The organism is Leucobacter viscericola (assembly GCF_011299575.1).
GTDB classification, from domain to species: domain Bacteria; phylum Actinomycetota; class Actinomycetes; order Actinomycetales; family Microbacteriaceae; genus Leucobacter; species Leucobacter viscericola.
This window is the reverse complement of sequence record NZ_CP049863.1, coordinates 483,444-497,644: the sequence shown is the minus strand read 5'-3', so window position 1 is coordinate 497,644 and position 14,201 is coordinate 483,444. Positions and strand designations below refer to the sequence as shown.

At 61.7% G+C, this 14,201-nt stretch carries 13 protein-coding genes; 9 read left to right on the top strand and 4 right to left on the bottom strand.

The features are described 5' to 3' along the window. Positions 1-37: 37 nt before the first annotated feature. Positions 38-829: a TIGR00645 family protein gene (locus G7068_RS02390; RefSeq protein ID WP_166288336.1), complete on the bottom strand. Its 792-nt coding sequence runs from the start codon at positions 827-829 to the stop codon at positions 38-40. A gap of 277 nt (positions 830-1,106) precedes the next feature. Between G7068_RS02390 and G7068_RS02385 the strand changes: the two genes are divergently transcribed. The 8 genes from G7068_RS02385 to G7068_RS02350 all read left to right on the top strand — a co-directional run bounded on the left by G7068_RS02385 (position 1,107) and on the right by G7068_RS02350 (position 10,118). Further along, positions 1,107-2,129: a TerC/Alx family metal homeostasis membrane protein gene (locus G7068_RS02385; protein WP_205881332.1), complete on the top strand. Its 1,023-nt coding sequence runs from the start codon at positions 1,107-1,109 to the stop codon at positions 2,127-2,129. Positions 2,130-2,370: 241 nt separating this feature from the next. Continuing rightward, positions 2,371-3,861 carry a 3-isopropylmalate dehydratase large subunit gene (leuC, locus tag G7068_RS02380; RefSeq protein WP_166288333.1) on the top strand — a complete coding sequence of 497 codons (1,491 nt, stop codon included), beginning with the start codon at positions 2,371-2,373 and terminating at the stop codon, positions 3,859-3,861. A 3-nt stretch (positions 3,862-3,864) separates the two neighbouring features. Then, positions 3,865-4,467, top strand: a complete 603-nt coding sequence (leuD, locus tag G7068_RS02375) for a 3-isopropylmalate dehydratase small subunit (protein WP_166288330.1) — start codon at positions 3,865-3,867, stop codon at positions 4,465-4,467. A 44-nt stretch (positions 4,468-4,511) separates the two neighbouring features. Next, positions 4,512-5,954: a UDP-N-acetylglucosamine 1-carboxyvinyltransferase gene (gene murA / locus G7068_RS02370; protein WP_425280498.1), complete on the top strand. Its 1,443-nt coding sequence runs from the start codon at positions 4,512-4,514 to the stop codon at positions 5,952-5,954. 74 nt (positions 5,955-6,028) lie between these two features. Further along, positions 6,029-6,805, top strand: a complete 777-nt coding sequence (locus G7068_RS02365; RefSeq protein WP_166288327.1) for a lysophospholipid acyltransferase family protein — start codon at positions 6,029-6,031, stop codon at positions 6,803-6,805. Between the two features lie 20 nt (positions 6,806-6,825). After that, complete coding sequence (locus G7068_RS02360) at positions 6,826-7,926, top strand: NAD(P)H-dependent glycerol-3-phosphate dehydrogenase (RefSeq protein WP_244304620.1); 1,101 nt, start codon at positions 6,826-6,828, stop codon at positions 7,924-7,926. After that, on the top strand, positions 7,923-9,041 hold the full coding sequence (locus tag G7068_RS02355) for a D-alanine--D-alanine ligase family protein (RefSeq protein WP_166288321.1): 1,119 nt from the start codon (positions 7,923-7,925) through the stop codon (positions 9,039-9,041). The genes G7068_RS02360 and G7068_RS02355 overlap by 4 nt, the downstream gene beginning before the upstream one ends. A gap of 246 nt (positions 9,042-9,287) precedes the next feature. Beyond that, positions 9,288-10,118 (top strand): endonuclease domain-containing protein, encoded by an 831-nt coding sequence (locus G7068_RS02350; RefSeq protein WP_166288318.1) that lies wholly within the window; start codon positions 9,288-9,290, stop codon positions 10,116-10,118. Between the two features lie 148 nt (positions 10,119-10,266). On the opposite strand, the gene G7068_RS02345 is transcribed toward G7068_RS02350, so the two are convergent. Further along, positions 10,267-10,767: a DUF3515 domain-containing protein gene (locus G7068_RS02345; RefSeq protein WP_166288315.1), complete on the bottom strand. Its 501-nt coding sequence runs from the start codon at positions 10,765-10,767 to the stop codon at positions 10,267-10,269. Positions 10,768-10,833: 66 nt separating this feature from the next. On the opposite strand from G7068_RS02345, the gene thiL reads away from it, so the two are divergent. Continuing rightward, positions 10,834-11,850, top strand: coding sequence for a thiamine-phosphate kinase (gene thiL, locus G7068_RS02340; RefSeq protein WP_166288312.1), 1,017 nt, complete (start codon positions 10,834-10,836; stop codon positions 11,848-11,850). Here thiL and G7068_RS02335 read toward each other — a convergent pair. Beyond that, on the bottom strand, positions 11,844-12,533 hold the full coding sequence (locus G7068_RS02335; RefSeq protein WP_166288309.1) for an esterase/lipase family protein: 690 nt from the start codon (positions 12,531-12,533) through the stop codon (positions 11,844-11,846). The two genes, thiL and G7068_RS02335, sit on opposite strands and share 7 nt — an antisense overlap. A 39-nt stretch (positions 12,534-12,572) precedes the next feature. Continuing rightward, positions 12,573-14,180, bottom strand: a complete 1,608-nt coding sequence (locus G7068_RS02330; RefSeq protein ID WP_166288306.1) for a PucR family transcriptional regulator — start codon at positions 14,178-14,180, stop codon at positions 12,573-12,575. Positions 14,181-14,201: the final 21 nt, after the last annotated feature.

Here is a 14,201-nt window from a genome sequence, read left to right as displayed (position 1 = left end):
GTGTGCCCGAAGGCACCGGTCTAGCTTAGCGGCAAAACTAGCGCGGGTGGTGCTCGACGACCTCGGCACCGTCGGGCAGTTGTGTGCCAGCGGGCAGCCGCACAGTAACAAAGCCATCCGCGGGGGCGGCCGGAGTGGCCGGTGCCGCGGCGACCGTCACGGCAACCTCGCGCGGGTGCATAAGCTCAGCCTCGATCCTGCCCGCCGTGACCTGCTCGTGGCTATCACCGGGGTGCTTTTTGCTCAGGTGATCGATCCAGGCGAGCGCGAGTGCCGAGACGATGAACGCGAGGTGGATCATGACCTCCCAGAACACGCCGGTGCTTGAGTAGATCACCGTTCCGGCTGAATCCTTCACGATGCCGTTATCCATGCGACCGACCTCGATAAAGGTCTTCAGAAGATGGATCGACGAAATCGAAATGATCGAGATCGCCAGCTTCACCTTCAGCAGGTTCGCGTTGACGTGGGAAAGCCAGTCGGGCTCGTCGTGGTGGCCGTCGACTCGGATCTTCGAAACGAAGGTCTCGTAGCCGCCGATAATTACCATGATCAGCAGGTTCGCGATCATCACGATGTCAATGAGCGCGAGCACACTGAGCATCACATCGGTTTCGTTGAACTTTCCGGTTTCGAAAATCTTCTCGAAGAGGTGCCAGAGTTCAACAAAGAACAACACGACATAGATGCCCTGCGCGATAATCAGCCCAAGATACAGCGGAGCCTGCAACCAACGACTCGCGAAGATAAACCCCGCGAGGGTGCGCGAAGCGAAACCCGGGCCGCGGTCGCCGCTGCGCTGAATGGAATTGTTGGATCGATTACTCACGGGTACCTCTCGTGGGTGGTCACGGTCGAGCCAATGCTAGCGCAGCGATCGAAACAGAAAACTGGATTCGGCGGCAAAACCAAGCGCGGCACAGTACACTTATTGCGAACGAGGGGGAGTATTCCTGCTTTCGTCAGTATCGTCAATACGCGTCGCTCAGTGGCGGCGCCGGTGCTGGCCGGTGTTGTGAAGGATCCGCGCGGATCCTCACCTCGCCGGGAAGAGACCTTCGGCAATCCGCGCACCCAAAAGTGCCTAGCCGAAAGAGTTACCGCAGTTGACTTCAGTTCTTCCTCTCGGGTTTGAAATTGGATCGATGGTCGTGCTGGTCGCGATCCTGATCCTCGACCTCGCCCTAATCATTCGTCGACCTCACGTGCCATCCATGCGCGAATCGAGTCTCTGGGTGGGTTTTTATGTCTTGCTCGCCCTTATCTTTGCGGGCATCATCTTCTTGCTGGGGGATGTGCAGCACGGCACCGAGTTCTTGGCGGGTTGGCTCACCGAGTACAGCCTGTCGATCGACAACCTGTTTGTGTTTGTGCTGATCCTTGGCGCCTTTAAGGTGCCGAGTGCCTACCAGCAGCGGGCTCTCATGATCGGCATCGTGCTCGCACTTATCTTCCGGGGCATCTTCATCCTCGCTGGTGCGGCACTTATCGAGCGCTTTATCTGGATCTTCTTCATCTTCGGTGCCTGGCTCGTGTGGACTGCTTGGCAGCAGGTCAAGCCGGGTGGACACGAGGATCAGGGCGACAGCTGGCTGATTCGTAAGGTGAAGCAGGTCTTGCCGTTCAGCGACGACTACGACGGCGGCAAGTTGCGCACGGTTGTTGACGGCAAGCGTATGTTCACTCCCTTCCTTCTGGTGCTCATTTCGCTCGGTGCGACCGACCTGCTGTTTGCGCTCGACTCGATCCCCGCGATCTTCGGTATCACCCAGAGCCCGTTCATTGTCTTTACCGCGAACGTGTTTGCGCTGATGGGTCTGCGCCAGCTCTACTTCTTGCTCGGTGGTCTGCTTGAGCGACTCGAGTACCTTAAGTACGGTATTGCTGCGATCCTCGCCTTCATTGGCGTGAAGCTGATCTTGCACGCTCTGCACGAAAACGAGCTGCCCTTTATTAACGGCGGTGAGCATGTCAACGTGCCCGACATCAGCACCATGATGTCTCTCGGGTTCATCGTGCTTGCGATGGCGGTAGCCACCATCGCGAGCGTCGTGAAGATGCGTCGCGAGGCTGCAAAGGCCGGCGAAACGCTGCATCTTGGAGCGAACGAGAAGGCTCACGGAGAGTAGCAGCGCCAATAGGTCCTTCGGCCAACACAGCCGTTGTCGGTGGTGCGGTGGTAGACTCCTTCGCATGCGTCAGTGGCAGCTACTTCTTCAAGGCCGCGACGGGGTTTAGCTTTAGGCCACCCGTCGCGGAGTGTTCACGTGGCCGTCCACCGCAGCACAATCCTCTGAAGCTGCGTGGAATTAACACCGCGCTATCGATGTTGAGAAACACGAGAGCGTCAAGACCTGAGAAGAGAACCACATGAGTGATCAAAACGCAGCTGGATCGAGTGCGCCACGCACCCTGGCTGAGAAGCTCTGGGACGACCACGTCGTCGTCAAGGGTGAGAACGGCGAGCCCGACCTGATTTACATTGACCTCCACCTGATTCACGAGGTCACGAGCCCGCAGGCTTTTGACGGCCTGCGGGTCGCAAACCGCCCGCTGCGCCGCGTTGACCTGATGATTGCAACGGAGGATCACAACACTCCGACGCTGAACATCACCAGGCAGATCGAGGATCCGACGAGCCGCCTGCAGATCGAGACCCTGCGTCACAACGTCGAAGAGTTTGGCGTGCGCTCGCACCCGCTCGGCGACAAGGAGCAGGGCATCGTGCACGTGGTTGGGCCGCAGCTCGGACTGACCATGCCGGGCATGACCGTTGTCTGTGGCGACAGCCACACATCAACTCACGGTGCATTTGGCTCGATTGCCTTCGGCATCGGTACCAGCGAGGTCGAGCACGTCATGGCGACGCAGACGCTGCCGCTGAAGCCGTTCAAGACCATGGCGATCAACGTTGAGGGTGAACTGCGCCCGGGTGTCACCGCAAAGGACATCATCCTCGCCGTGATCGCAAAGATTGGAACTGGTGGCGGGCAGGGCTACGTGCTCGAGTACCGCGGATCCGCGATCCGTGCGCTGTCGATGGACGGCCGCATGACCATTTGCAACATGTCGATCGAGGCCGGCGCTCGCGCGGGCATGGTCGCGCCTGACGAAACCACGTTTGAGTACGTTAAGGGACGCGAGCACGCCCCCAAGGGTGCGGACTGGGACGAGGCCGTTGCCTACTGGAAGACACTGCCGACCGATGAGGGCGCCGAGTTCGATGCCGAGGTCTTCATCGACGCCAGCGAGCTGGAACCGTTTGTGACCTGGGGGACCAACCCCGGCCAGGGTGTTGCCCTGAGTGAAAACGTGCCGGATCCCGCAGTCATTGCCGATCCCAACCAGCGTGCCGCCGCTGAGCGTGCGCTCGAGTACATGGACCTCACGGCCGGCACCCCGATGAAACAGATTCCAGTTGACGCGGTCTTCATGGGATCCTGCACCAACAGCCGCCTCGACGACCTGCGCACCTTCGCCAGCATCATCAAGGGCAAGCAGAAGGCCGACGGCGTTCGCCTGATGGTGGTACCCGGGTCAGCTCGGGTGCGCCTTGAAGCTGAAGCCGAGGGCATCGACAAGATCGTCGAAGAGTTTGGTGGCGAGTGGCGCTTCGCGGGCTGCTCGATGTGCCTGGGTATGAACCCGGATCAGCTCGCTCCCGGCGAGCGCTGCGCCTCCACGTCGAACCGTAACTTCGAGGGACGACAGGGTAAGGGCGGTCGCACGCACCTGGTGTCGCCGCTCGTCGCCGCCGCGACAGCGATCCGTGGCACTCTGTCGAGCCCGTGGGATCTGCAGACGGATGCCGCCAATGGAATCACGCACGAAGCTGTTGCTGCGCAGAAGGTCGAGGCCTAAATCATGGAAAAGTTCACCACGTTCACCGGCATCGCGGCACCGCTCAAGCGGTCAAACGTCGACACGGACCAGATCATCCCTGCCGTATTTCTGAAGCGCGTCACCAAGACCGGTTTTGAAGACGCGCTGTTCTACCACTGGCGACAGGATCCCGACTTTGTGCTGAATCAGCCGCAGTACGAGGGCGCTGAAATTCTCGTGGCTGGCGCCGATTTTGGCACCGGATCCTCGCGTGAGCACGCAGTTTGGGCTCTGCGCGACTACGGATTCCGTGTTGTGATCTCACCTCGCTTCGCAGACATCTTCCGGGGCAACTCGGGCAAGCAGGGGCTACTCGCGGCTCAGGTTGAGGAAGCTGACGTTGAGCGCCTCTGGGCGGCGATGGACTCAGCTCCAGGCGCTAAGCTAACTGTCAGTCTGGAAGACTGCACAGTCACGATTGGGGACTTGACCGTGCCTTTTCAGATCGACGACTACACACGTTGGCGTCTGACCGAGGGGCTTGACGATATTTCGTTGACGCTCCGTAGCGAAGACAAAATCACCGAGTTCGAGGCACATCGCCCGAGCTGGATGCCAACAACGACCCCGGTGGGAGCCGAGTGAATAATCAGAACACCCTTGAGGTTGATGAGCAGGAGCTGCAGGACATGAGCGTTTCGAAGAACGATGTGTTTGAGAGTGACGCTGAATTGCTGAAGCGTTCACCCGAGGAGCTCGAGGCCGAGGGGCGCAAACTCGACGCGCAGAAGGCTGGCGCTCGCGTCGGCCTGACCTCTGATGAGATCATCATCAACGGTGGTCGCCCCCTCAAGGGGCGTATCGAGGTGCGCGGTGCAAAGAACCTCGCGACCAAGGCAATGGTTGCGGCGCTGCTGGGCAAGACCCCCAGCGTGCTGCGCAACGTACCCAACATCTCGGACGTGCGTGTCGTCGCCGGGCTTCTGGCCCTGCACGGCGTGCTGATCACTCGCAACGAGGATCAGACCGAGTGGCGCCTCGACCCGTCAAACGTTGAGGTCGCCCACCAGGCCGACATCGATGCGCATGCCGGATCCTCGCGTATTCCGATCCTGTTCTGCGGCCCGCTGCTGCACCGTCTGGGTGAGGCTTTCATCCCCGATCTTGGTGGCTGCCGGATCGGCGATCGCCCCATCGACTTCCACCTCGATGCGCTGCGAAACTTCGGTGCGGTCATCGAAAAGCTGCCGAGTGGCATTAGCCTGACCGCCCCGAACGGGCTCAAGGGCGCGAACATCGAGCTACCTTACCCGTCTGTCGGGGCAACCGAGCAGGTGCTGCTGACCGCGGTGCTCGCCGAGGGCCAGACTGAGTTGCGCAACGCGGCCATCGAGCCCGAGATTATTGACCTCATCTGCATCCTGCAGAAGATGGGTGCGATCATCACGGTCGAGCCAAACCGCGTCATCTTCATCGAGGGTGTGCCTGAGCTTCGTGGTTACGACCACCGCGCCATCTTCGACCGCAACGAGGCCGCGAGCTGGGCTGCTGCCGCACTCGCGACCAAGGGCGACGTGTTTGTTGGCGGAGTGAAGCAGGAAGAGATGATGACCTTCCTCAACGTCTTCCGCAAGGTCGGCGGCGACTTCGACGTGCACGACGACGGCATCCGTTTCTGGCACCCGGGTGGTGCGCTCAAGCCGGTCACCATCGAGACCGACGTGCACCCCGGCTTCATGACCGACTGGCAGCAGCCGCTTGTTGTGGCGCTGACGCAGGCTGAGGGCACGTCAACGATTCACGAGACCGTCTACGAGAACCGCTTCGGCTTCACCGACGCACTCAACAAGATGGGCGCCGAGATTACCGTTTACAAGGACGGCCTCAACGGCGACACGCGCCGTGTCATGCGTCGTGAGTTCGAGCAGGCCGCTGTTATTACCGGCCCCACCCCGCTCACGGGTGCCGACATTGAGGTGCCGGATCTGCGCGGTGGCTTTAGCCACCTGATCGCTGCGCTGACGGCAGAGGGCCAGTCGAAGGTCACGAACCTCGGAATTATCTCGCGCGGGTACGAAAACTTCATCGAGAAGCTGCGACTTCTCGGCGCTGATTTTGTGTTCGAGAGCTAGGCCGCGGTCGAGCAATTCTGTGAGTTCCGACCTGTTATGCAGTTGCGGGACGCATGCTCCGAGATAATTGAGTTATGACTGAAACGGTGAAACTGCGGAGCCTGAACTCCGCGGAGAAACGACGCCCTAGCCTCTTCTGGGTGCTGGCCGGATTAATTCTTCCGGTGTGGTCGCTGATGGTGCGTTACCGCTTCACTCCTTCATCTCGCTTGCCGCAGTCGGGGCCGTTTATTATCGCGCCGAATCACTTCAGCGAGGTTGACCCGATTGCCATGGGCGCAGCCGTGTGGCATCTCGGGCGTGCACCTCGCTTTATGGCGAAGGCGAGCCTCTTTAAGGTGCCCGTGCTCGGTAGTCTCATGCGAGCCACAGGCCAGGTGCCCGTGGAGCGAGCAGGAACCATGCCAAGCCGCGACGGCCAGAAGAACCCGATGGGTGCCGCTGCGCAGCTGATTGAGCAGGAAGCCGCCGTTGTGGTGTACCCCGAGGGAACACTGACGCGCGATCCTGACCTCTGGCCCATGCGCGGAAAAAGCGGCGCGGTTCGTTTGGCGCTGGAGTCGGGTGTGCCGCTGATCCCGGCCGCGCACTGGGGCACGGAAAAGCTCATGCCCCGCTATGCGAAGCGGATCAAGCCGTTCCCGCGCAAAACCATTGAGGTTTCGATTGGTGAACCGATCGACCTGAGTAAGTTTAAGGATCGCCCGCTCGATCAGAAGACGATCAACGAGGCAACGAGTGTGCTCATGGACGCCATTACCGCACTGCTCGCTGAGTTGCGCGGTGAAACACCCCCTGCGGAACGCTGGGACCCGAGCAAACATCAGCAGAGTGAGACAGGGCGATTTTGAGTACCAGGTCGATTCCGGTCGTGACTTCTAGCAACGGGACCCGCAACCGCGGGCGCAAGGTGGCCGTGATCGGCTCGGGTAGTTGGGGGACTACCTTCGCGAAGGTACTGAGCGATGCCGGCTGCGACGTGACCGTGTGGGCCCGCAGGCCCGAGGTGGCGACCGAGATTCAGGTGGCGAAGCGTAATAGCCAGTACCTGCCCGGCATTAACCTGCCAAAGTCTCTAAAGGCGACGGACGATCTGGCGTTGGCCCTGAAGGGTGCGCAGCTCGTGTTTTTGGCGGTGCCGAGCCAGACGCTGCGGCAGAACCTGCTAGATCTTGAGCCGTTTCTCGACCGGCGCAGTGTGCTCGTCAGCCTTGTAAAGGGCGTCGAGCAGACCACCACCATGCGCATGTCTGAGGTGATTATCGACACACTCGACATTGGTCCGGAGCGTGTTGGTGTGATCTCGGGGCCAAACATTGCGCTCGAGATCGCGAAGGAGCAGCCGACGGGGGCTGTCGCCTCGTGCGTGGATCTGCAGGTCGCGCAGGAGATCGCGACGTCTTGTTCTGCTCCCTACTTTCGCACCTACGTCAACACCGACGTTGTTGGCACCGAGCTCGGTGGTGTGCTGAAGAACCTGATCGCACTCGCGATCGGCATCGTCGACGGTGTCGGCTACGGCGAAAACACCAAGGCCGCCATTATTACCCGCGGACTCGCCGAGATGACAGAGTTCGCTGTCGCCTCGGGGGCGGATCCCGTGACCCTTTCCGGCCTTGCCGGTCTCGGGGATCTGATCGCGACATGCCAGTCACCGCTCTCGCGCAACAACACCGCCGGGCGGCTGATCGGCCAGGGCTACTCGCAAGAGGAGACCCGCGAGCAGATGCAGCAGACCGCCGAGGGCATCACCTCGGTGCCGCCCGTGCTTGAGCTTGCCCATGAACGCGGCATTGTGATGCCGATCGTTGAGCAGGTGCAGATGGTGCTCAGCGGCACGATGGCACCAAAGAATCTTGGACCGCACCTCGCGACTGAAGACGATGTGCCCAGGCCGGAGCTTCGGCTCGGTGTGCCGCAGCCCGGTCGCTGGGAGCGGTTTGTAAACCTAATGAAGGGGAAATCGGCGTGACTTCTGTTGCCTCAGCCAAGAAGACCGTAGTGCTGCTGTTCGGCGGCCGTTCAAGCGAGCACGGCATCAGCTGCGTCACCGCGGCGGGTGTGCTGCGAGCGATTGACCGCTCACTGTTCGACGTGATTCTGGTGGGGCTCACCAAACAGGGCGCCACGGTGCTGATGCAGGAGAGCGACCTCGACGACTACAAGCTTGAAGCGGGTGCACTGCCCGAGGTGCACGACAACGGCACGCGCGTGCTGTGGCCCGCCTCAACCAATACTCGCGCTCTGACCGTGATTGATCAGAGCGGTTCACTGAGCACACTCGGACACGTCGATGCCGTCTTGCCGATGCTGCACGGACCCTACGGTGAAGACGGCACTGTGCAGGGCATGCTCGACCTGGTCGATGTGCCCTATGTTGGCAGCGGCGTGTTGGGCTCTGCTCTCTGCATGGATAAGCACGTGGTGAAGACGGTACTGGCTGATGCGGGGATCGCTGTTGCGCCCTGGAGAACCGTGACTCAGGATCAGATCTCGCGTGATCCCTCGCTGATTGATTCACTCGACGATGGCCTGCAGTACCCGCTGTTTGTGAAGCCTGCCCGCGCCGGGTCGAGTGTTGGCGTGACGAAGGTCTCCGAGGCCGCAGGCATTCCCGCCGCGCTCGAGGTGGCCTTTGCTGAGGATCGCACCGTGCTGATCGAGTCCGGGGTGACCGGACGCGAGGTTGAGATCGCGGTGCTTGAGGGCCGCGGCGATAGCGCACCGCGCACCAGCAGCGTGATCGGTGAGATTGTGTTCTCGGGGCGTGAGTTCTACGACTTCGAGGCGAAGTACCTGGGTGCTGCAGGTGTTGACCTCGAACTGCCGGCGAAGGTGACCGACGCCGAGTTTGCGGCGATCCGCGATGCTGCCGTGCTGGCCTTTGAGGTGGCGCAGTGTGCGGGCCTCTCGCGCATTGACTTCTTCTTGACAGAGGACGGCCCGGTGCTCAATGAGATCAATACGCTGCCTGGGTTCACACCGATTTCGATGTACCCGCGTCTGTGGGAGGCCTCCGGGGTCGGTTACACGGAGCTGATTACCGAGCTGATTGAGCTCGCGATTGAGCGGCCTGCGGCCTACTAGAGGCTCTGGGTGGTTTTCCAGTCGTTGGGTTTTCCAGCACTTGGGTGCCAGCAGTTAGGTTTTCCCATCTGGTCAGCCGGTACTGGCATGTCAGCCGGTTGAATAGGGCCATTTTGAGCCGGTTTGTGTGTGAATACCGGCTGGCTAGCGGGCCTTTGCCTCGCTCACAGGCTACGGATATTTTGCACTTTCCACAGATTCTCGCTTCGCCACCAAACGGTCGCGGGGGTGCGGCATGCTCGAAGCATGGTGGCAATCAGAAATCTATTGCGTGAGTGCGGCGGAATTGAGCGCACGACGCGGTTGCGTGAACGTGGAGTAACTCGAGCAGAGTTGGATCAGGCAATTGCGGCCAAAGCGATAGTTCAACCTCAACGCGGATGGATCGCACTCACTGATGCGGATTCTCTGCTCGTCCAAGCAGCCAAAGACCATGTAGTGCTGAGTTGCGTTACGCAAGCAAAACGTCTCGGTTTGTGGGTTCGTGAAACACCGAAGAACGTTCACGTGGCGCCACCGGGCAGAGGTGCGAAAGTGAGAAATAAGAGGCTGATCGTGCACTGGCGCTCTCCGCCGATGTTGAGGTCTCCGTTTCTGCTTGAGGATCCCATAGAGAATGTGCTCAACCACCTCGCTGAGTGCCAGCCTCGGGAGGATGCGCTGGTGATCTGGGAATCCGCGTTGAACAAACGAATGACTGACTACTCCAGCCTTGCGACGTTGCCGTTGAATGGTGCTGCGCGCCGACTGCTGGAGGTGTGCACGCCGTTCTCCGATTCGGGATTGGAGTCGTTAGTCTGCTCCCGTTTGAGTTGGCTTCCCTGTCCGATATCGCAGCAGTCGTTTGTCCTAGGTCACCGTGTGGACGTGCTGATCGGACAGCGTCTTGTTTTGCAGATTGATGGGGCAACCCACACGGGAGCGCAACGCACTGAAGACATCAAACACGACGCGGAGCTGAAACTGCGTGGCTATGAGGTGATTCGCGTGTCTTACGAGCAGGTGATGTTTCGATGGGAAGAAGTGGAACGGCAGATTCTGGGAGCGATTGCGCGAGGCAAGCACCTTGCACGGTGAGAGGAATCCTGACTGGGAATGGCTTAGTGGCTTAACGCGTCAGCGCTCTAACATGTCAGCCGGTGCGGGCAGCCCTGCCGGTTGAAAACAGTGAACTTCAACCGGCTGAGGTGTGAGTGCCGGTTGGCATGATGGCCTGAGTCAGGGCCTACAGCCCCAGCCCATCAGTAAGGCTCGTGCACTTGCGCTCCTGGGGGAGCTGCTTGGCGACCGCGCTGAGGTCGGTGACGACGTCGGTGCCGCTGACCTTCTTTGAGTCCACGAAGACCTCGAGCCCCGGGGTGCGGCCGTAGGCCTCGAAGCGGTAAATCGGGGCGGCCGACTCGTCGATTATCCAGTCGACACCGTTGACGTTGACGCAGGAATCGGTTGTTGGTCCGCTGGGCTTGATGCCGCACTTCAGCTGCACAGATGGGGGATCGCCCCAGGCTCCGGTCGCTTGCGCGTTCGTCGTGCGCTTGTCGAGACCGGCCACGGTCTTGGGCAGGCGAACCGTGACGTCGGCGCAGGCTGGGTTATTTGCGTCCTTCGCGGGTTCCATCGGAACCTCACCGGCGCAGCCTGTAAGCAGCGATGCAAGTGACACCGTGGCAAGTGACACGGCAACGGAGAGGATCAAACGACGGGACCTGGCCTTAGAGAAACTCACACTGCTAAGCCTAGCCCCGGGCAGTTGTGCGAACGGCGAACGCGCTGGGCGCGGTAGCGTTGACGCATGGGTAAAGATCCGTCGGTGACCGTGGGTGAGCTCGGCGAGGGCAGAGTATTGCAGCGAGTGCTTGCTCAGCTGCGGCCCGCCGAGACCGCGGTGCTGGGCCCGGGAGATGACTGCGCCGTGATGCGGGTGCAGGGAGATCTTGTCGTGACGAGCGACACGATGATCGAGGGCCCTGACTTTCGCCGGGCCTGGCACAGCGGATTTGAGCTCGGCTGGAAACTCGCGGCGACGAACCTCTCAGACGTCGCAGCGATGGGAGCCCGCCCGACAGGGCTGACCGTGTCGTTGGCCGTGCCGCGAGACACGCCCGTGATCCTGCTCGAGGAGATCGCCGCGGGTCTCACCGCGGCGTGTGACGCAATGGCTCCCGGCTGCGGTGTCGTTGGCGGTGACTTGGGTACCGCACCCGTCATTACCGCGGCTGTGACCGCCCTCGGAGACCTGGAGGGACGGCCCGCCATAACCCGGTCTGGTGCGAAGCCCGGAGACCAGCTTGCCTACGCGGGCGACCTCGGTCTCGCGGGGCTCGGTCTCTCGCTTCTCTTTGCAGAAGCCTGCGACGAGGGTGTTGCCCATAGCCGCACGCTCCCGGAACTCTGGCAACGGCAGCCCGAGATGCTCGCGGCTCAACTCGCACCCACTCCGCCTATCCCGCTCGGGATCGTCGCGGCTGGATCCGCAACCGCCATGATGGACGTGTCTGATTCGCTTTCCCTCGACGCAGAACGCCTCGCGAAGGCGAGCGGGGTCGCGATCCAGCTCGATTCCGCATTGCTCGCTGCAGCATTCGGTGACCAGGGGGGCGTGCCAGTGCCCGTCGCCGCGATGCTGACCGGAGGAGAAGACCACGGTTTGCTGGCGACGTTCCCGGCTGGGGCTGTGCTGCCCGCGGGCTTCCGTCGCATTGGTGTCGTGCAAGAGGTGACTGTCGGCGGAACAGCGTTGCAGCTCGACGCGGATGCCTACGAGGCAAAGGGCTGGGACCCCTACACTGTGCAGCTCCCCGGTCAGTAGTCCGCGGCGCTCAATGTCGCTTCGATGACCTCTGAGGAGTCGAGAATGCGGAAATGACCGGCATCAGAAACAGGAACGTTGGTGGCCCCGAGCAGGCTTGATCCGCTCGGAATATGCGGGTCAAACCTCGGAAATATTGAGACGATGCGGTCGTTCTGAACAGTTCGCGATGAAAGTCTGAGAATCGTGGGATCGCTGGGGCGCAACGCGCGAATTGTGCGTGAGGGAAACCAGGTCGCGAGCGAAGACCCAGCGTAGGGCGTCGCGATGGTGATCACCTTGCGCACGCGGTCGCTAGCTTCTCCCGACAGCAACTGTTTTGCGATCAATCCGCCTTTGCTGTGCGCAACGACAAGCACATCGCTCAGATTGTGGTCCCTGAGATAGTCCTCGGCAAGCTCCGCACCGGTCTCAATCGAAACGGTGTTGCGTTTGAGGGTGAGTAACACGTGAATCGGGTGCCCGTTTTTATTGAGCCTGTCTGCGATCGAGCGCATCATCGTCCAGTTCTCAAGCACTCCGGGGAGGATCAAAACGGGAGGCTTATTCCCGCGGCGGTATTCAGCCGGTACCTCATTGCGTGCCAGACCCTGAGTGATGGTGCGAATTGCCCACGCGTAATCAAGGCCACGGATCCCTAGATTTTGCAGGAGGCGGGGCCGCTCGAGAGTGACGTGTTCCACGCTGCGAGACTATCGCACGCATTATTGCTACTACAGAGCTCACCCGTCAAGTAGTCGCAGCGCGGCCCACAGCTCGGCTCGCGTGTCGGGGGAGTCGAGATCACTCTGCAGCAGGTTCGCTGCGGTCTGCACTCGCGCGCGCAGTGTGTGGCGGTGTACTCCCAGCTCGGCCGCCGCGGGACTGGTTTGGCCGTGGTGGGCCAGCCACGTACGCAGGCTTGCCTCGATACTGTCGCCGTGGCGTTGATCGTGGTTGCGGATGGGGGCCAGCAGCCCAGACGCCCGTTGCACCGCTTCCGGGTGATCCTCCAGTAGATGAAGCACTCCGTCGTGCAGCGCAGGCACATAATCAACCGGTGCATCGGCATCGTTGGCTAGGGAATGCTCGAGCGCGCGGTTCGCCTCGCTGAGCAACCGGGGGAGTTCGGTCAAAGGTCCGCGATCCGACACCCCGGTTGGCACGCGGTACGCGAGCAGCAATCGGCGCAAAGCGGGGAGATGTCTGGTCTCCGCGAGGATCACGGGGCCGTCTTCGAGGGTGGCGCGAATCAGCCCGGGGCTGCCCGCGTCGAGGGACTCGAGATCCTGCGCGAACGAAGAGGTCACGCCTTCCTGGGGTGCTAATCGGATCGCAACGACCGGCTCCCGTGGTACGCGCGCCAGCACCCCCGCGGCGAGTTTCTCGGCAAGTGGAAGATCCTGGGCGATGAGGAGCTGCACAATTGCCGTGCGTAGCGTGGCTGCGGCGGTGCCGATTCCACTCCTGTGTTCCAACTGCACGGTGGCGAGCGCGGCGACGAGGCCGAGCAGGGCGCGTTCCGCGTGATCTGGGGCACCATGGTCTTCGACAACAAGCACTCCGAGCACTCGGCCGTCTCGCCCGAGGGTTTGCATCTGGATGCCGGGCCCAGCCTCACCCTCATCTCCGCTCGCGGTGCCGATGCGCCCCGAGCTTACACCCCGCTCGATCAGGCGGCGGGTCTCGCGGCGAACCCACTCGGGCTGCACCCGTGATCTCGCCGATTGCGGCGCAAACTCGATGAGTCGGCCAGAGCGGTCCGTGATCCCGACCCACCTACCGAGGCGTGAAGCGGCCTCGCGGATCGCGGCACCAAGCCCGTTGCGGTGCATCGAGGCGTTGGTGACGGCGCGCTGCGAGTCGAGGGCCCAGATGTCACGCTCGCGCAGGCGAGCGTCAAGGAGCCTGGCGGCGGCCTGCACGACCGCGATGAACGAGGTGTCGTACGGGACGCGGAAGAGGGGGAGTCCGAGTCGGTCGCACGCGCTCACAAAGGTTGCGGGCACACGGTCCCAGTGCAGTCCGACGGCGATGCCGAGCGCCGTGGTGTCCGCGTCAATGAGGCGCTGGACGTAGGCATCGGCGGCCCGCTGATCGGCGATGTCGGAGAAGCGCGCGCCGGTGGTGAGCAACACTGTGCGAGGTGGCAGGAAGGGGGTGGGATCTTCGAGCTCGCTGCTGTGTACCCAGCGCACGGGGCGCGTCTCGGTGTCTTCGCCCGCGCCCGCGATAATCACGAGGCTCAGGGTGTATTGGTGCAGCAGCTCACCCAGCTCGATGGTGGGGTAAGTGGATCCGCTGAGGCTCGCGAGATGGGCTGCCTCTGTGCGCGGTGAAACCTGATCCATAATTCCCCTCGAATGTCGCAA